Origin of the sequence: Halomonas sp., from assembly GCF_014859505.1 — a bacterium.
Lineage (GTDB): Bacteria > Pseudomonadota > Gammaproteobacteria > Pseudomonadales > Halomonadaceae > Halomonas.
The window spans coordinates 1-17,460 of record NZ_JACUUD010000064.1; the positions used below are offsets into that span (position 1 = coordinate 1).

13 protein-coding genes are annotated in these 17,460 nt (G+C 66.7%); 8 read left to right on the forward strand and 5 right to left on the reverse strand.

Going from position 1 to position 17,460, the window contains the following annotated elements; all coding sequences use genetic code 11:
• A partial coding sequence (locus IBX53_RS09910; RefSeq protein ID WP_290908639.1) for an FAD-binding and (Fe-S)-binding domain-containing protein occupies positions 1 to 2,893 on the reverse strand: 2,893 nt, incomplete at its 3' end.
• Positions 2,894 to 3,088: 195 nt separating this feature from the next.
• Between IBX53_RS09910 and serS the strand changes: the two genes are divergently transcribed.
• A complete protein-coding gene (gene serS / locus IBX53_RS09915; RefSeq protein ID WP_290908642.1) occupies positions 3,089 to 4,384 on the forward strand; it encodes a serine--tRNA ligase in 1,296 nt (431 codons plus the stop codon).
• Here the strand turns inward: serS and IBX53_RS09920 are convergent.
• Positions 4,365 to 5,135 (reverse strand): SIMPL domain-containing protein, encoded by a 771-nt coding sequence (locus IBX53_RS09920; protein ID WP_290908645.1) that lies wholly within the window; start codon positions 5,133 to 5,135, stop codon positions 4,365 to 4,367. The genes serS and IBX53_RS09920 overlap by 20 nt on opposite strands.
• A 196-nt stretch (positions 5,136 to 5,331) precedes the next feature.
• Here IBX53_RS09920 and IBX53_RS09925 point away from each other — a divergent pair, with 196 nt between their 5' ends.
• Positions 5,332 to 6,450 (forward strand): AI-2E family transporter, encoded by a 1,119-nt coding sequence (locus IBX53_RS09925; protein ID WP_290908649.1) that lies wholly within the window; start codon positions 5,332 to 5,334, stop codon positions 6,448 to 6,450.
• 82 nt (positions 6,451 to 6,532) lie between these two features.
• Here IBX53_RS09925 and trxA read toward each other — a convergent pair whose 3' ends face one another.
• A complete protein-coding gene (trxA, locus tag IBX53_RS09930; protein ID WP_290908652.1) occupies positions 6,533 to 6,856 on the reverse strand; it encodes a thioredoxin in 324 nt (107 codons plus the stop codon).
• A gap of 230 nt (positions 6,857 to 7,086) precedes the next feature.
• On the opposite strand from trxA, the gene cysB reads away from it, so the two are divergent.
• Positions 7,087 to 8,058, forward strand: coding sequence for an HTH-type transcriptional regulator CysB (cysB, locus tag IBX53_RS09935; RefSeq protein WP_290908655.1), 972 nt, complete (start codon positions 7,087 to 7,089; stop codon positions 8,056 to 8,058).
• Here the strand turns inward: cysB and IBX53_RS09940 are convergent.
• Both IBX53_RS09940 and pabB read right to left on the reverse strand, forming a co-directional pair.
• On the reverse strand, positions 8,055 to 8,804 hold the full coding sequence (locus tag IBX53_RS09940; protein ID WP_290908658.1) for a phosphoadenylyl-sulfate reductase: 750 nt from the start codon (positions 8,802 to 8,804) through the stop codon (positions 8,055 to 8,057). The two genes, cysB and IBX53_RS09940, sit on opposite strands and share 4 nt — an antisense overlap.
• 109 nt (positions 8,805 to 8,913) lie before the next feature.
• Positions 8,914 to 10,290, reverse strand: coding sequence for an aminodeoxychorismate synthase component I (gene pabB, locus IBX53_RS09945; RefSeq protein ID WP_290908660.1), 1,377 nt, complete (start codon positions 10,288 to 10,290; stop codon positions 8,914 to 8,916).
• A gap of 227 nt (positions 10,291 to 10,517) precedes the next feature.
• Here pabB and IBX53_RS09950 point away from each other — a divergent pair, with 227 nt between their 5' ends.
• The 5 genes from IBX53_RS09950 (at position 10,518) to prpF (ending at position 17,259) form a co-directional block, all read left to right on the forward strand.
• Positions 10,518 to 11,225, forward strand: a complete 708-nt coding sequence (locus IBX53_RS09950) for a GntR family transcriptional regulator (protein ID WP_290908662.1) — start codon at positions 10,518 to 10,520, stop codon at positions 11,223 to 11,225.
• 49 nt (positions 11,226 to 11,274) lie between these two features.
• Positions 11,275 to 12,165, forward strand: coding sequence for a methylisocitrate lyase (prpB, locus tag IBX53_RS09955; protein WP_290908663.1), 891 nt, complete (start codon positions 11,275 to 11,277; stop codon positions 12,163 to 12,165).
• Positions 12,166 to 12,213: 48 nt separating this feature from the next.
• Positions 12,214 to 13,341 (forward strand): 2-methylcitrate synthase, encoded by a 1,128-nt coding sequence (gene prpC / locus IBX53_RS09960; protein WP_290908666.1) that lies wholly within the window; start codon positions 12,214 to 12,216, stop codon positions 13,339 to 13,341.
• Between the two features lie 2 nt (positions 13,342 to 13,343).
• Entirely contained in the window at positions 13,344 to 15,971 is a 2,628-nt protein-coding gene (gene acnD / locus IBX53_RS09965; RefSeq protein WP_290908669.1) for a Fe/S-dependent 2-methylisocitrate dehydratase AcnD, read from the forward strand.
• 97 nt (positions 15,972 to 16,068) lie between these two features.
• Positions 16,069 to 17,259 (forward strand): 2-methylaconitate cis-trans isomerase PrpF, encoded by a 1,191-nt coding sequence (gene prpF / locus IBX53_RS09970; RefSeq protein ID WP_290908667.1) that lies wholly within the window; start codon positions 16,069 to 16,071, stop codon positions 17,257 to 17,259.
• Positions 17,260 to 17,460: the final 201 nt, after the last annotated feature.

Consider the following 17,460-nt stretch of genomic DNA (forward strand, 5'->3'; position numbering starts at 1 on the left):
CGTCCAGGGCCCGGCCGCTGGAAGAGAGATGGCTGGCCAGGGTGTGCGAGTGAGCCACCAGCCACTCCTGAAGCATCAGCACCTCGGGCACGGCCCCCGGGCCCAGCGCCTTCACATACTCCTGGCGGTAGGTGAGGGTGATGGCAGGGTCGATGCCCACCAGCGGCACGCCGAACTCGGCCAGGGTGCGCAGCCGACGGGCCTGCTTCCCGGCGATGCGCTCGAAGGCGCCCAGGAAGCCATGCACGTGCAGCGGCTTGCCGTTGGGGGAGAAGGGCGCCACGAAGACCCGGATATCCAGCCGGCCGAGCAGCTCGACGATGTCCAGCACCAGCGTCGCCTCGAAGTGGCTGGTGAAGGCGTCCTGGACGAGTACCACGCTGCGTGCCTTCTGGGCTTCGGTGAGCCGGCCCAGGGAGGTGGGGGTGGCCTCGGCGACGCCCCAGGCGGCCAGGGTCTTGCTCAAGCTGGCCCGGGAGAGCCGCGGGCTGTCCACCAGGCCGACGGGGCCGGCGAGCAGGCGATCCACCAGGCGGCTGCCGATCAGGGCATTGTAGGCAGGGGCGATACGCGAGAGCGTGGGCAGCAGGAACTCGGTGGTGCCGACCAGGTAGTCACGCAGCGGGCGCAGGTAGCGGCCGTGGTAGGCCTCCAGAAACTGCGCGCGGGAGTCCGGCACGTTGACCTTGACCGGGCACTGGCCGGCGCAGGCCTTGCAGGCGAGACACCCGGCCATGGCGTCATACACCTGATGGGAGAAGTCTGCCTCGCGCTTGCGGCGCAGGGTGTTGAGGGTGCGCTGGGGGAAACGCTTCACGAAGCCCCAGGCACCTTCGGCCTTGTTCTTGCGCGACTCTTCGACCAGGTCGACGCCGGCCGCGCCCTGCAGGCGCAGCCACTCGCGGATCAGGCTGGCGCGCCCCTTGGGCGAGTGGATGCGGTCACGGGTGGCCTTCCATGACGGACACATGGTGTCGTTGGGGTCGTAGTTGTAGCAGGCGCCGTTGCCGTTGCAGTAGACGGTGGCGGCGTGGGCCTGCCAGGCCCGCTCGTCGATGGTGCGGTCGAGCTGGCCGCGGGTGGGCACGCCGTCGATGGTCAGCAGGCCCGGGTCGACCAGTTTGACTGCCTCCGCCGGGGTGGTGGCAGTGGTGTCAGACGCCCTCCCCGCGGCGTCGGGCGGGATAGAAGCAGTACCCGCGGCTTCGGGCGGGATAGAAGCAGTACCCGCGGCTTCGGGCGGGATAGAGAACGGTGTCGCTATCTTCCCGGGATTGAGCTGGTTATGCGGATCGAAGGCCGCCTTGACCCGCTGCAGGCTGGGGTAGAGCTCGCCGAAGAACTTCGGCGCATACTCCGAGCGCACCCCCTTGCCGTGCTCGCCCCACAGCAGGCCGCCGTACTTCTTCGTCAGCTCGGCCACCTCGTCGGAGACCTCGCGGATCAGCCGCTCCTGCGCCGGGTCCTTCATGTCGATGGCGGGGCGCACGTGCAGCACCCCGGCGTCCACGTGGCCGAACATGCCGTAGGCGAGGCCGCGGGCGTCCAGGGCGGCGCGGAACTCGGCAATGAAGTCGGCGAGGTGCTCCGGCGGGACCGCGGTATCCTCGACGAAGGGAATGGGGCGCTTCTCGCCCTTGGCATCGACCTTGGCATTGCCCAGCAGGCCCACGGCGCGCTTGCGCATGGCGTAGACGCGCTGGATGGCGGCCCGGCCCTCTGCCAGGGTGAAGCCCAGGCGCTCGACGCTCGCGTCCGCCTCCAGGTGGCGACAGAAGGCCTCGACCCGCCCGGCGAGGCGTTCGGGGTCGTCGTCGTTGAACTCCACCAGGTTGATGCCGCGCACCGGCGTCTCGCCGCTGGGGAAGAACTCCGCCACGCTGTCCCAGACGAAGTCCTCCATGGCCAGCATCAGCACCTTGTCGTCCACCGTCTCGATGGAGGTGGGGCGCGCACTACTGGCCATGAGCGCCTTGGCGTCGCGCAGGGCGTCCATGAAGCCTGAGTAGCGCACGTTGACCAGGGTGGCGTGCTTCGGGATCGGCAGCACGTTGAGCACCGCCTCATTGAGAAAGCCCAGTGAGCCCTCGGAGCCGCACAGCAGGCTGTTCATGTCCAGGCGGCCTTCGGCGTCTCTCAAGTGAGCCAGGTCATAGCCGGTCAGGCAGCGGTTCAGGGGCGGGAAGGTCGCGGCGATCAGCTCACCCTGGGTGTCGATGATCTCCCGGGCGTCACGGTAGACGCGGCCGGTGGCGTCCTGGCGCTCGCAGAGGGCCTCGAGTTCCGCGTCGTCCACCGGGCGACTCTCGAGCCGTTCGCCACCGAGCAGCACGGTGTCGAGTTCGAGCACATGGTTGCGAGTCTTGCCGTACTCGCAGCTGCCCTGGCCGCTGGCGTCGGTTGAGATCATGCCGCCGATGGTGGCGCGGTTGGAGGTGGAGAGATCCGGCGCGAAGAAGAGCCCAAAGGGCTTGAGCGCCGCGTTGAGCTGGTCCTTGACCACCCCGGCCTGGACCCGCACCCGGCGGGCCTCGACGTCGATGTCGAGGATCTTGTTCATGTGCCGGGAGACGTCCACCACCAGGCCGTCGGTGAGCGACTGGCCGTTGGTGCCGGTGCCGCCGCCGCGCGGGGTGAGCACCACCCGACGATGGGCGGGCTCGCCTGCCAGGCGGGCGATGCGCTCGAGGTCCTCGGCGTGGCGGGGGTAGAGCGCCGCCTGGGGCAGGCGCTGGTAGATGGAGTTGTCGGTGGCCAGCACCGTGCGGTCGGCGTAGTCGGGGGCGATCTCGCCCTCGAAGCCGGCGTTGCGCAGGGCCTCCAGGAAATCCAGGTAGGGGGCGGCCAGCCCTGGCGTGGTGCTGGCGTCGGCGGTGTCCAGTCGTGCGATCATGGCACTCTTTCATGGGGAAGCGAGGAATGCCCTACTTTACCGCGACAGGCGGGTGGCGCGCATCCCGCGGGCGGTACCCGTCGGCTTGCCTGGCGGCAGCGCGTGGCGCCCCTGCGGCCTTTTGCCTACAATGGGCGGCCTGTTTCACCCCTGTTGACCTCACTCTCTATCACCGACTGTAACGGACCGGATGCCATGCTCGATCCCAAACTGCTGCGCAGCGACCTCGATGTGGTCGCCCAACGACTGGCCAAGCGAGGCTTCGCTCTCGACACCGACCGTCTCGAGGCGCTGGAGTCCCGGCGTCGCGAGCTGCAGGGCGAGACCGAGTCCCTGCAGAACGAGCGCAACACCCGCTCCAGGACGATCGGCAAGGCCAAGGCGGCGGGCGAGGACATCCAGCCGCTGCTCGACGAGGTCTCCGACCTGGGGGAGCGCCTCGATGCCGCCAAGGCACGCCTGGCCGAGGTGCAGGCCGAGTGGGATGACGCGGTCAGCGGCCTGCCCAACCTGCCCCACGAGAGCGTGCCGGTGGGCGAGAGCGAGGAGGACAACGTCGAGCTCCTTCGCTGGGGCACGCCGCGGGAGTTCGACTTCGCGGTGCGCGACCACGTCGACCTGGGGGCGCTGAAGGGCGACCTGAACTTCGACCTGGCGGCCAAGCTGACCGGGGCGCGCTTCGCGGTGATGCGCGGCCCCATCGCGCGGCTGCATCGGGCGCTGACCCAGTTCATGCTCGACAAGCAGACCCTCGAGCACGGCTACGAGGAGTGCTATGTCCCCTATATGGTCAACGAGGCATCGCTGTACGGCACCGGCCAGTTGCCCAAGTTCGGCGAGGACCTGTTTCGCCTCGACGACGAGCGTGGCTACCACCTGATTCCCACCGCCGAGGTACCGCTGACAAACTTCGCCCGGGACGAGATCCTCGAGCACAGGTTGCTGCCGGTGAAGCTCACCGCCCATACGCCCTGTTTCCGCAGCGAGGCGGGCTCCCACGGTCGCGACACCCGCGGGATGATCCGTCAGCACCAGTTCGACAAGGTAGAGATGGTGCAACTGGTCGACCCGGCGACCAGCTACGAGGCCCTGGAGGAGATGCGCGGCCACGCCGAGACGATCCTTCAGGCGCTGGCGCTACCCTATCGTGTGCTCACCCTGTGCACCGGCGACATGGGCTTCGGTGCCGCCAAGACCTACGACCTGGAGGTATGGATCCCGAGCCAGGGCACCTACCGGGAGATCTCCTCGGTCTCCAACTGCGAGGAGTTCCAGGCGCGGCGCATGCAGGCCCGCTTCCGCCACCCCGAGCAGAAGAAGCCGCAGCTGCTGCACACCCTCAACGGCTCCGGCCTGGCGGTGGGGCGCTGCCTGGTGGCGGTGATGGAGAACTATCAGAATGCCGACGGTTCCATCACCGTACCCGAGGCGCTGCGCGCCTACATGGGCGGCGTCGAGGTGATCAACCTGCCTACTCGATCTCCCAGCTGACGCTGACCCCGGCCTCGATATCGATGGTGCCGGGGCGGTATTCCACCTCGGGGGCGCTTTCGCGGCTGTCGGCGGCCATGGCCAGCATGCGTGGCTGGAACACCGGCGAGCGGGTCTCGCTGACGCTGGCCACCGGGCCCAGGGAGATGCCCAGGGCCTCGGCCATCAGTGCGGCCTTGTGGTGGGCCTTCTGCAGCGCCTGGATCAGCGCCTCGTCGGTGGCGGCGGCGCGATCGGTGAGGTCATAACCGATGCCATCGAGGGCGTTGACGCCGGCGTCTGTCAGGGCGTCGAGCAGCGCGGGCAGCCGGTCAAGATCGTCGACCCTTACGCGGAAGGGTCGCTCCAGGCGGGTACGCACCAGCGTCTGGCGATCGCCATCCTCACGGCGGCTGCCAGCCAGGTGCTCCGGCAGCACGGCAAGCGAGCCGGCGCTGATGGCGTCGCGCTCGAGTCCAGTCTCTTCGAGGGCGCGAATCAGCTCGCGGGCGCGGGTTTCCAGGCGCTCGCGGGCGTCTCGCAGCGCGTCGGGGTCGTCGCCGCTCTCGTCCTCCAGCGCCATCGCGGGCGTGCGCTCCCAGAGCCTGGCGCTGAGCGTTGCCCGATCGGGCACCACCGATAGCGTGGTCTCGGCCTGGACGTGGAGCTGGCGCGGTGGCGTGGCCTCGGCCAGCACCTGACCGGCCAGCAGGGGAGTGGCGACGAGCACGGTGCCCAGCAACAGTCTCCGGGCGGGGCGAAACAGGGTCATGTTGGGCTCCTTGCGGTGATGATGTGGCAGCATGCCACCTCGCTATGAGAGGGCCTCGGTGTAAAGGTTCCCGGTATGGTGCCCAGCCCTGTTCTCGAGGTTGTTCTCAAGAACAGTTTCGAGATTCCTTTCACGATTGTTGCTGGTCCCGTGCAGGGGCATGATGAAGCCTTGCCAGGGAACACAGGAGCTCGAGATGTCTCAGCATGAACCGGATACTTCGGGCATCATCCCGCTCAATCTCACCCTCGGTCTGGCTGCCCTGGTGGTGATCGTGGCCGGCATGAAGGCCGGCGCCAGCCTTCTGGTGCCGCTGATGCTGGCGGTATTCATCGCCCTGGTCTGTACCCCCCCCGTCCAGTGGCTGAACCGCCTGGGGCTGAGCCTGCGCCTTGCCGTCTGGCTCACCCTGTTGGTGATTGGTGGGCTGCTGTCGCTGCTGGGCCTGCTGCTGGCCAACAGCTTCGGGACCTTCACGGAGGCGCTGCCGGGGATCGAGGAGAAGCTCTACGACTACTACCTGGGGCTGTTCGATGGCCTGGCGAAGATGGGCCTGGCTGTCGATACCGGCCGGCTTGCCGAACTGCTAGATGTTGAACAACTGGGCAGTTCGGTGCCGGGACTGCTGGGGGAACTGGGCAACCTGCTGTTTCAGAGCGTGATGGTAAGCCTGCTGGTGATCTTCATGCTCTTCGAGACGCTTAACTTTCGCGACAAGATCTATCGAGCACTGCGCAATCCGGCGCCCAGCCTCGAGCGTTTCAACGAGTTCAGCCGGACGCTCAAGCGCTACCTGGCAGTGAAGACCCTGATCAGCCTGATGACCGGCGTTCTGGTGTGGGTAGCCTGCCTGCTGGTGGGGGTCGACTTCCCTCTGCTGTGGGCCGTGCTGGCCTTCGCCCTGAACTTCATTCCCAATATCGGCTCTGCCATCGCCGCCATTCCCCCGGTGATACTGCTGCTGGTGTCGCCCGGGGGTGGCCTGGTGGATGCCCTGCTGCTCTCGGCGGCTTACCTCGGAATCAACTTTGTGCTCGGCAACATCGTCGAGCCTCGCTGGATGGGGCGGGCACTGGGCCTATCCACCTTCATCGCCTTCCTGTCGCTGGTGGTGTGGGGGTGGATCTTCGGCATTGCGGGTATGCTGCTCTCGGTGCTGCTGACCATGACGCTCAAGATCGCCCTGGATAGCCACCCCCAGACCCGCTGGATCGCGCATCTGCTGGGCCCCGGTGACGACCAGCCCCTGGAGGAGGCAGACCGTCCGCTCTCGGAGCGAAATGGCGAGGAGGGGGAAGAGGGGCGAGGAGAATGAGGTAGACGCGGGCAGGCGCTGAACCACCAAATGATCACCCCGGCCGTGGCCGGGGCGATCTGAAGACTGACGCGGTTGGCGATCAGGCGTTCTGGTCGATGAACTGCGTCAGCTGTGACTTGGACTGGGCGCCCACCAGAGAGGCGACCTTGGAGCCGGATTTGAACAGCATGACGGTGGGTACACCGCGCACCCCCTGTTCGGCGGCGATCTCCGGGGCATCGTCCACGTTGATGCTGACGACCTTGAGGTTGCCATTGCGCTCCTCGGCGACCTCGTCGACCACCGGTGCCATCACCTTGCAGGGACCGCACCAGGGGGCCCAGAACTTGAGCAGAACCGGGGTATCGGCCTTGAGGACTTCCTGCTCGAAGTTGGCATTGGTGACATCGACGTTATTGGCCATGGGGTTCTCCAGTTTCGTTGCGCTGCATCGAGCGTGTTCATGGCACGCCTGAGCGTGCCTGGCCGGCTGATGTTAGCGGCCGTCTGCGGCGCTGGCAAATGGCGTCGCGTTTCGGCTAGGCGAGACGCCGGCTTGTTGTATATACTTCAAAGTGATTATAAATTACCCTTTTATCACTATTTGGTATCGTCAGCGCCCGTGATCGGGTGGCTGTCAGGGAGTTCGCCGCCATGAAGCTGCAACAGCTGCGCTATATCTGGGAAGTCACCCGTCACAACCTCAACGTCTCGGCCACTGCGCAAAGCCTGTTTACCTCCCAGCCCGGGATCTCCAAGCAGATTCGCCTGCTGGAGGACGAACTGGGGGTGGAGATCTTTGCTCGCAGCGGCAAGCATCTGACAAGGGTCACTCCGGCAGGCCAGGCCATCGTCGAGCTGGCCGGCGAGGTGCTGCGGCTCGCCGAAAATATCAAGGAGGTGGCCCAGGAGTTCAGCGACGAACGTCGAGGAAGCCTGTCCATCGCCACCACCCATACCCAGGCGCGCTATGCCCTGCCGCCGGTGATCAGCGAGTTCACCCGCAAGTATCCCGATGTGGCGCTGCATATGCAGCAGGGCACCCCCAAACAGATCGCCCAGATGGTCAGCGATGGCCAGGCCGACTTCGCCATTGCCACCGAATCCCTGGAGTTGTTCAACGACCTGGTGCTGCTGCCCTGCTACCGCTGGAACCGCTGCCTGCTGGTGCCCCGCGGGCATCCCCTGGCCGACGAGCCCGAGCTCACCCTCGAGGCCCTGGCCCGCTATCCGCTGGTCACCTACGTGTTCGGCTTCACCGGCCGCTCCCAGTTGGATGACGCCTTCCGGGCGCGGGGGCTCACCCCCAATGTGGTGCTGACCGCCGCCGACGCCGATGTGATCAAGACCTACGTGCGCCTCGGCATGGGCGTGGGCATCGTCGCCCACATGGCGGTGGACCCGGAGCACGACACGGACCTGCTGGCGCTGGATGCCGGGCATCTCTTCGAGAGCTCCACCACCAAGATCGGCATTCGTCGCGGCACCTTCATGCGTGGCTACATGTACGACTTCCTGCAGGGCTTTGCCCCGCACCTGGAACGCGACCTGGTGGATGCGGCCCTGGTGGCGGGGCCGCGACACGAGTCGCCGCTGTTCGAGGGGCTGGAACTGCCGGTGCGCTAGCCCGGCGCGCCCGAATTGGTGGAGTGAAGGTTGGTGGCGTGCAGGCCGCACTCCTTGCCACTCTGATCCTCCCACCACCAGCGTCCCTCGCGCTCGTGCTGGCCGGGCAGGGTAGGGCGGGTGCAGGGCTCGCAGCCGATGCTGACGAAGCCGCGCTCATGGAGCGGGTTGTAGGGCACATCGAACATGCGGATGTAGGTCCATATCTCCTCGCTTGACCAGTGGGTCAGCGGGTTGATCTTGACCAAGGGGCTCTCCTCGCTGCCGAAGGCATGGTCGTGCTCGGCGACCTGCAGGCTGGAGCGGGTGCCGGGGCTCTGGTCGCGACGCTGACCGGTGACCCATACCGGGAGCCCCTTGAGTCGAGTGCGCAGCGGCGCCACCTTGCGGATGCCGCAGCACTCCTGATGGCCGTCGCGGAAGAAGCTGAACAGTCCCTTCTCGCCCACCAGCCTCTGCACCGCCTCGGGGTCGGGGAAGCGCACGTCGATCGCGATGCCGTAGTGCTCGCGGACCCGCTCGATGAAGGCATAGGTCTCCGGGTGCAGGCGCCCGGTGTCCAGGGCGAAGACGTGCACCGCCTCCTTCGGGGCGACCTTCAGGGCCAGGTCGATCAGCACCACGTCCTCGGCGCCGGAAAAGGAGAGCGTCAGCTCGCCGAAGGCCTGGTAGGCGGCGCAAAGGATCTCCTTGGGGGTATCCTGGTCGTGTTCCAGAACGAAATGGTTGGGGTCGAAGCTTGCCATGCTGGCCTCCCTTGGGCTCGATGGCCGTTACCCTAGCAAGGCCGGGCACGCCGGCCCCAATACCGATTTCTTGGGTATCTATTCCTTCAGGGAGCAAGGAATTGCTTTCTTATTCACTTTCTGTTGATCCCAGGCTCGCGAGGGATGCCATCAGGTGGCCGATCTTGTCGAGGGTCTCCTGATATTCCGCCTCGCCCTCGGAGTCGGCCACCAGGCCCCCGCCCCCCCACAGGTGCAGGTGGCCGGCGTCGGCCACCACCGTGCGGATAGCAATGGAGGTGTCCATCCGGCCGCGCACGTCCACATAGCCGAGGCTGCCGCAGTAGACGCTGCGCCGGCTCGGCTCCAGCTCCTCGATGATCTGCATGGCGCGCACCTTGGGGGCGCCGGTGATGGAGCCGCCGGGGAAGGCGGCGGCGAGCAGTTCGAGGGGCGTGCGCCCCGGAGCCAGCTCGCCAGTCACCACGCTGACCAGGTGATGCACGTTGGCGTAGCTCTCCAGGCCGCACAGCTGGGGGACGCGCACGCTGCCGGGGCGGCAGACGCGGCCCAGGTCGTTGCGCAGCAGGTCGACGATCATCACATTCTCGGCGCGGTCCTTGAGGCTGGCGGCGAGCTCGTCGGCCAGCCGCCGGTCATCGGCGGGCGTCGCCCCCCGGGGGCGGGTGCCCTTGATGGGGCGGGTCTCCACGTGGCCGGCCCGGCATTCCAGGAAACGCTCGGGGGAAAGCGAAAGGATCGCCTGCTCGCCCTGGGCCGTGGACCAGGCCATGAAGCCTGAGTAGGGCGTCGGCGTGGCCTCGCGCAGACGACAGTAGGCGCTCCAAAGGTCGCCCGCATAGGGGGCGCTGAAGCGCTGGGCCAGGTTGATCTGGTAGCAGTCTCCCGCGCGGATATAGTGCTGAACGGCGGCAAAGCGCTCGAGATAGACGGCACGGGAGAGCTCGCCGGCGAAGGGGGCGGTCAGCCGGAAGGCACCGGGGGCCGCCGTCGGCTGCGCCAGCCAGCCGAGCACCTGGCGGCGTCGCTCGTCGCTGGCCACCAGCCAGCTCTCGCGCCGCTCATGGTCCTGGATCAGCGCCCAGTCGTAGAGGCCGACCCGGCTCGCCGGCAGGGCGACGGCGGGCGAGGTGAGATCGCCCACCGGCTCCAGCAGCCGTCCCAGGTCATAGCTCCAGTAGCCGATCAGGCCCCCCAGGAAGGGCAGGTGGCTCTCGGGGGCCTCCACCTCGAGGCGCTCCAGCAGGGCCTGCTGGGCGGTAAAGGGCGAGAGGCCCGACAGCTCGGTTGCACCGGCGACGTGCCCCTGGTCGTCGATCACCATCGTCATCAGGGGGTCGCTTGAGAGGATGTCGAAGCGCCCGGTGGGGGCGGCCGGGCGCCCGCTGTCGAGCAGCACGGCCCCCGGCCTCCGGCGAAGACGAGCGAAGTGCTCAAGCGGGTGCTCATGGTAGGGGCAGGGGGTGATCTGGAGTCTTGCGCTCATTGCCGGGCCTTGCTGTGACAGGCGGCCCATTCTAGGCGTCTCGCCGGCTCTTGTCCCTGCCCGTTCCCGCCCCCGGGCCACCATGACCGCCCGGCATTGTCGACAGCCCCTCTGCTCCCGGCACCGTTGTCTACAACCAAAGGTGAAGCTTTACGGCGTTTTTGCGTATTGACCCCATTATGCGGAGTGGCTACTCTTCCTTCATCGAATAATTGTCGACAATCACCATGACCTCAGCACACATTGAAACGTCGATCCCGGAGGTGCGCACCCTGGCGGAGCGCGTCTTCCAGCAGCTCCAGGATGCCATCGTGCGCGGCGAACTGGCCCCGGGCACCAAGATCACCGAGCCAGGCCTCTCCAAGATCTACGGAATTTCCCGTGGTCCGCTGCGCGAGGCGATGCGCCGCCTCGAGGCGCATCGGTTGATCGAGCGAGTGCCCCACGTGGGGGCTCGGGTGGTAAAGCTCTCCATGTCGGAGCTGCTCGAGCTGTTCGATGTGCGCGAAGCGCTGGAGAGCATGGCTGCTCGGTTGGCCGCGGAGCACATGACCGCCAAGGAGATCGCGGGGCTGCGTGAACTGCTGGCGATGCACGAGCGTCAGGCCGACCTCAAGAAGGGGGAGGCTTACTTCCAGCGCGAGGGTGACCTGGACTTTCACTACCGCATCGTTCAGGGCAGCCACAACCGTATGCTGGTGACCATGCTCTGCGACGACCTCTATTACCTGGTTCGGCTCTACCGCACCCAGTTCAGCGCGACCGGCTCACGTCCCCAGCGCGCCTTCGTCGAACATCACCGCATCGTCGACGCCATCGAGGCCGGCGACGCCGAGCTGTCCGAACTGCTGATGCGGCGGCACGTCAGCGCCTCCCGGGCCAATGTGGTCGATCGCTATGCCGCCACTCTGCGTCTGGCAGCCGACACGACCTGACCCGACCCGAACCCATAACACCCGGCTCGAACACCACAGGAGAGACCCCATGACCCAGCAGACCCCCGGCGCCCGTTTCCGTGCCGCCCTCGAGGCCAACCGCCCGCTGCCCATCGTCGGCACCATCAACGCCTACACCGCGATGATGGCCCAGCGTGTCGGCCATCAGGCCATCTACCTCTCCGGCGGTGGCGTGGCCAACGCCTCCTTCGGCCTGCCTGACCTGGGCATGACCACCATGAATGACGTGGTCGAGGACTCGCACCGGATCTGCGGCGCCACCGACCTGCCGCTGCTGGTGGATATCGACACTGGCTGGGGCGGTGCCTTCAACATCGCTCGTACCGTGAAGGAGATGCAGCGCGCCGGCGTGGCCGCCGTGCACATCGAGGATCAGGTCGCCCAGAAACGCTGCGGCCACCGCCCCAACAAGGCCATCGTTTCCCAGCAGGAGATGGCAGACCGCGTCAAGGCCGCCGCCGATGCCCGCATCGATCCGGATTTCTACCTGATCGCCCGCACCGATGCCTTCCAGAAGGATGGGCTGGACGCCGCCATCGAGCGCGCCAATGCCTGTGTCGAGGCCGGTGCCGACGCCATCTTCGCCGAGGCGGTGCACACCCTGGACGACTATCGGGCCTTCTGCGACCGCGTCGATGCGCCGATCCTGGCCAACATCACCGAGTTCGGCGCCACGCCGCTGTTCAGCCAGCAGGAGCTGGGCGAGGTGGGCTGCCGCATGGTGCTCTACCCGCTGTCCGCCTTCCGCGCCATGAACGCTGCTGCACTCAAGGTCTACCAGAGCATCCACGCCACCGGTCACCAGCGTGACGTGGTCGAGCTGATGCAGACACGCGACGAGCTCTACGACTTCCTGAACTACCACAGCTTCGAGCAGAAGCTCGATGCGCTCTTCGCCGAGAAGGGTTCCGACGCCTGAGCGGCGACGATACGAACACGACCGACCCGTTAGACAAGGAGATACGACATGGCAGAGAAGAACCTGAGTGGCGCCGGCCTGCGTGGCCAGAGCGCAGGGACTACCGCCCTGTGCACCGTGGGCAAGACCGGCTCCGGCCTGACCTACCGCGGCTTCGACATCAAGGAGCTGGCCGAGAAGGCGAAGTTCGAGGAGGTTGCCTACCTGCTGCTCAAGGGCAAGCTGCCGAACCAGGCCGAGCTCAACGCCTACATCACCAAGCTCAAGGGCCTGCGCGGCCTGCCCCAGGCACTCAAGACCGTGCTGGAGCAGATCCCCGCCGATGCCCACCCCATGGACGTGATGCGCACCGGCGCCTCCATGCTGGGCAACCTGGAGACCGAGCAGAGCTTCGACGAGCAGCAGGATGTCTCCGACCGCCTGCTGGCCGTGCTGCCGTCGATCATCTGCTACTGGTATCGCTTCAGCCACGACGGCGTGCGCATCGAGACCGAGACCGACGATGACTCCGTGGGTGGCCACTTCCTGCACCTGCTGCGTGGGGCGCCGGCCTCCGAACTGCACGCCCGGGTCATGAACGTCTCCCTCATCCTTTACGCCGAGCACGAGTTCAACGCCTCGACCTTCACCGCACGCGTCTGTGCCTCGACCCTCTCCGACATGCACTCCTGCGTGACCGGCGCCATCGGTTCCCTGCGCGGCCCGCTGCACGGCGGTGCCAACGAGGCGGCCATGGACATGATCGAGAACTGGACCTCCGCGGACGAGGCCGAGCGCGAGATCATGGGCATGCTCGAGCGCAAGGACAAGATCATGGGCTTCGGCCACGCGATCTATCGCGAGTCCGACCCGCGCAACGCCATCATCAAGGAATGGTCGAAGAAGCTGGCCGAGGACGTGGGCGACACCGTCCTCTACCCGGTCTCGGAGCGCGTCGAGGCGGTGATGTGGCGCGAGAAGAAGCTGTTCTGCAACGCCGACTTCTTCCATGCCAGTGCCTACCACTTCATGGACATCCCCACCAAGCTGTTCACGCCGATCTTCGTATGTTCGCGTGTCACCGGCTGGGCGGCCCATGTCTTCGAGCAGCGCGCCAACAACCGTATCATTCGCCCGAGCGCCGATTACGTCGGCCCGGAGAAGAGCGAGTGGGTGCCCATCGAGGATCGGGGTTGAGTATGAATACGGACTACCGCAAACCGCTTCCCGGCACCGAGCTGGACTACTTCGACGTGCGTGCGGCCGTCGAGGAGATCCAGCCCGGTGCCTATGACACCCTTCCCTACACCTCCCGGGTGCTCGCCGAGCAGCTGGTGCGTCGCTGCGAGCCCGAGTTGCTCACCGATGCTCTCAAGCAGCTGATCGAGCGCCGCCGTGACCTGGACTTCCCCTGGTATCCGGCCCGGGTGGTGTGCCATGACATCCTCGGCCAGACGGCGCTGGTCGATCTGGCCGGCCTGCGCGACGCCATCGCCGAGCAGGGCGGCGACCCCGCCAAGGTCAACCCGGTGGTGCCGACCCAGCTGATCGTCGACCACTCCCTGGCCGTGGAGCACGCCGGCTTCGACCCGGACGCCTTCGAGAAGAACCGCGCCATCGAGGATCGTCGCAACGAGGACCGTTTCCACTTCATCGAGTGGACCAAGACCGCCTTCGAGAACGTCGACGTGATCCCCGCCGGCAATGGCATCATGCACCAGATCAACCTGGAGAAGATGTCGCCGGTGGTGCAGGCTCGCGACGGCGTGGCCTATCCCGACACCTGCGTGGGCACCGACAGCCACACCCCGCACATCGATTGTCTGGGCGTGATCGCCATCGGGGTGGGCGGCCTCGAAGCCGAGACCGTGATGCTGGGTCGCCCCTCCATGATGCGCCTGCCCGACATCGTCGGCGTGGAACTGACCGGCAAGCCCAAGCCGGGCATCACCGCCACCGATATCGTGCTGGCGATCACCGAGTTCCTGCGCAAGGAGCGCGTGGTCGGCGCCTACCTCGAGTTCTACGGCGAGGGGGCCAAGAGCCTGACCATCGGCGACCGCGCCACCATTTCCAACATGACGCCGGAGTATGGCGCCTCGGCGGCGATGTTCTACATCGACGAGCAGACCATCGACTACTTGACGCTGACCGGCCGCGAGCCGGAGCAGGTCGAACTGGTCGAGACCTATGCCAAGCAAGTCGGCCTATGGGCCGACAGCCTGACGCAGGCCCAGTACGAGCGGGTGCTGACCTTCGACCTCTCGAGCGTGGAGCGCAACCTGGCGGGTCCCTCCAACCCGCACCGTCGCCTGCCCACCTCGGCCCTTGCCGAGCGCGGCATCGCCGTATCCTCCTACAAGGACAGCGACCAGGCCCAGGCGGATGAGAAAGCAGGCAAGATGCCCGATGGCGCGGTGATCATCGCCGCCATCACCAGCTGTACCAACACCTCCAACCCGCGCAACGTGGTGGGCGCCGCCCTGCTGGCCAAGAAGGCCAACGAGCTCGGCCTTGTGCGCAAGCCCTGGGTAAAATCGTCGTTTGCCCCAGGGTCGAAGGTCGCGCGCCTCTACCTGGAGGAGGCCGGCCTGCTGTCCGAGCTGGAGAAGCTCGGCTTCGGCATCGTCGCCTACGCCTGCACCACCTGTAATGGCATGTCCGGGGCGCTCGATCCGAAGATCCAGCAGGAGATCATCGACCGCGATCTCTACGCCACCGCGGTGCTCTCCGGCAACCGCAACTTCGACGGCCGCATCCACCCCTATGCCAAGCAGGCCTTCCTGGCCTCGCCGGCGCTGGTGGTGGCCTACGCCATCGCGGGTAGCGTGCGCTTCGACATCGAAAAGGACGTGCTGGGCACCGATCAGAACGGCAACCCGGTGACTCTCAAGGACCTGTGGCCCTCCGACGAGGAGATCGATGCCATCGTCGCCGAGTTCGTCAAGCCGGAGCAGTTCAAGCAGGTCTACATCCCGATGTTCGATCTGGATGCGTTTGAACCGGCCGAGAGTCCGCTCTATGACTGGCGCCCCCAGAGCACCTATATCCGTCGCCCGCCCTACTGGGAAGGCAACATGGCGGCCGTGCGTGCGTTGAAGGGCATGCGGCCCCTGGCGATCCTGCCGGACAACATCACCACCGACCACCTGTCCCCCTCGAACGCCATCATGATGGACAGCGCGGCGGGCGAGTACCTGCACAAGATGGGCCTGCCGGAGGAGGACTTCAACTCCTACGCCACCCACCGCGGCGACCACCTCACTGCCCTTCGGGCCACACTCGCCAATCCCAAGCTGTTCAACGAGATGGTCCGCGACGAGAACGGCGAGGTCAGGCAGGGCTCGCTGGCACGCATCGAGCCTGAGGGCGAAGTGACCCGCATGTGGGAGGCCATCGAGACCTATATGGAGCGTGGCCAGCCGCTGATCGTCATCGCCGGTGCCGACTATGGCCAGGGCTCCTCCAGGGACTGGGCGGCCAAGGGCGTGGCCCTGGCCGGGGTCGAGGCGATCGTCGCCGAGGGCTTCGAACGCATTCACCGCACCAACCTGATCGGCATGGGCGTGATGCCGCTCCAGTTCCAGGAGGGGACCACTCGCCACACCCTGCAGCTCGACGGTACCGAGACCTACGACGTGGAGGGCGAGGCGGCCCCGGGCGCGACCCTCGAGCTGGTGATCCACCGCAGGACCGGTGAGGTGGACCGGGTGCCCGTGATCTGCCGCCTGGATACCGCAGAGGAGGTGACCGTCTACTCCGCCGGCGGCGTGCTGCAGCGCTTCGCCAAGGACTTCCTGGAGTCCTCGGCCGAGGCGGTCAGCTGAGCCGGACGCCAGCCTCACGACGTTGAATCCCATCGACCCGGCGCCGCAAGGCCCGGGTCGATCTTTACCCCCCTTCATCACCAAGGAAGCAACCTCCATGGCTCACGTTTCCCAGATTCGCATTCCCGCCACTTATATGCGTGGTGGCACCAGCAAGGGCGTCTTCTTCAAGCTGGATGACCTGCCCGAGACGGCACGGGTGCCCGGCGAGGCCCGCGACCGCCTGCTGATGCGGGTGATCGGCAGCCCCGACCCCTACCAGAAGCAGATCGACGGCATGGGCGGTGCCACCTCCAGCACCAGCAAGACGGTGATCCTGTCGAAGAGCACTCAGCCCGTTCACGACGTGGACTATCTCTTCGGCCAGGTGGCCATCGACAAGCCCTTCGTCGACTGGAGCGGCAACTGCGGCAACCTCTCCGCCGCCGTGGGCCCCTTTGCCGTGGCCAATGGCCTGGTGGACCCGGCGCGCATTCCCGATAGCGGCGTGGTGGAGGTGCGCATCTGGCAGGTCAATATCGGCAAGACCATCGTCTGCCAGGTGCCCATCACCAACGGCGAGGTGCAGGAGACCGGCGACTTCGAGCTCGACGGCGTGACCTTCCCGGCGGCCGAGGTGCCGGTGGCCTTCAAGGACCCCGCCGACGGCGAGGGGGCAATCTTCCCCACCGGCAACCTGGTCGATGACCTCGAGGTGCCGGCTGATGTGGTGGAGGGGGGCACCCTCAAGGCCACGCTGATCAACGCCGGCATTCCCACCGTCTTCGTCAATGCCGCCGAGATTGGCTACAGCGGCACCGAGCTGCAGGAGGCGATCAACGGCGACGCCGAGGCGCTGGCGCGCTTCGAGACGATCCGCGCCCATGGGGCGGTGAAGATGGGCCTGATCAAGGACGTGGCCGAGGCGGCCGGCCGTCAGCATACCCCCAAGGTGGCCTTCGTGGCGCCTCCGGCGAGCTACACCTCTTCCAGCGGCAAGGAGGTGAAGGCCGACTCCATCGACCTGCTGGTGCGGGCGCTCTCCATGGGCAAGCTGCACCACGCCATGATGGGCACCGCCGCCGTGGCGATCGCCTCCGCCGCCGCGATCGAGGGCACCCTGGTCAATCTGGCCGCCGGCGGGAGCAAGCGCAATGCCGTCACCTTCGGCCACCCCTCCGGCTCGCTGCGCGTCGGCGCCGAGGCCAGCCTGACGGAGGGGCGCTGGGTGATCGACGAGGCGGTGATGAGCCGTAGCGCCCGGGTCCTGATGGAAGGTTTCGTGCGGATTCCTGGCGACAGCTTCTGATCGACCCATCCTGGGGGGGGGGCAGGGGCCCGGACCCTCGGTGGGTTACGGGTCCCTGGCCTCGCCGAGCCATCTCTTGATATGAGTCATGGCCCTTTGCGTGTAACTGGGCTACATTTTCCTAACGGAAAGGGTTGCACCCCTCGGGGGAAAACCGTAAAGTACGCATCCGCTGCCGGCAACGGGCAACGTTGCCAGCGG

Bases quoted from the DNA above. Each gene is read 5' to 3' on its own strand.
- prpB (WP_290908663.1), top strand. From the start codon at position 11,275: ATGACCCAGCAGACCCCCGGCGCCCGTTTCCGTGCCGCCCTCGAGGCC.
- IBX53_RS09920 (WP_290908645.1), bottom strand. From the start codon at position 5,135: ATGACCCTGTTTCGCCCCGCCCGGAGACTGTTGCTGGGCACCGTGCTC.
- acnD (WP_290908669.1), top strand. From the start codon at position 13,344: ATGAATACGGACTACCGCAAACCGCTTCCCGGCACCGAGCTGGACTAC.
- pabB (WP_290908660.1), bottom strand. From the start codon at position 10,290: ATGAGCGCAAGACTCCAGATCACCCCCTGCCCCTACCATGAGCACCCG.
- IBX53_RS09950 (WP_290908662.1), top strand. From the start codon at position 10,518: ATGACCTCAGCACACATTGAAACGTCGATCCCGGAGGTGCGCACCCTG.
- cysB (WP_290908655.1), top strand. From the start codon at position 7,087: ATGAAGCTGCAACAGCTGCGCTATATCTGGGAAGTCACCCGTCACAAC.
- IBX53_RS09925 (WP_290908649.1), top strand. From the start codon at position 5,332: ATGTCTCAGCATGAACCGGATACTTCGGGCATCATCCCGCTCAATCTC.
- serS (WP_290908642.1), top strand. From the start codon at position 3,089: ATGCTCGATCCCAAACTGCTGCGCAGCGACCTCGATGTGGTCGCCCAA.
- IBX53_RS09940 (WP_290908658.1), bottom strand. From the start codon at position 8,804: ATGGCAAGCTTCGACCCCAACCATTTCGTTCTGGAACACGACCAGGAT.
- prpF (WP_290908667.1), top strand. From the start codon at position 16,069: ATGGCTCACGTTTCCCAGATTCGCATTCCCGCCACTTATATGCGTGGT.
- prpC (WP_290908666.1), top strand. From the start codon at position 12,214: ATGGCAGAGAAGAACCTGAGTGGCGCCGGCCTGCGTGGCCAGAGCGCA.
- trxA (WP_290908652.1), bottom strand. From the start codon at position 6,856: ATGGCCAATAACGTCGATGTCACCAATGCCAACTTCGAGCAGGAAGTC.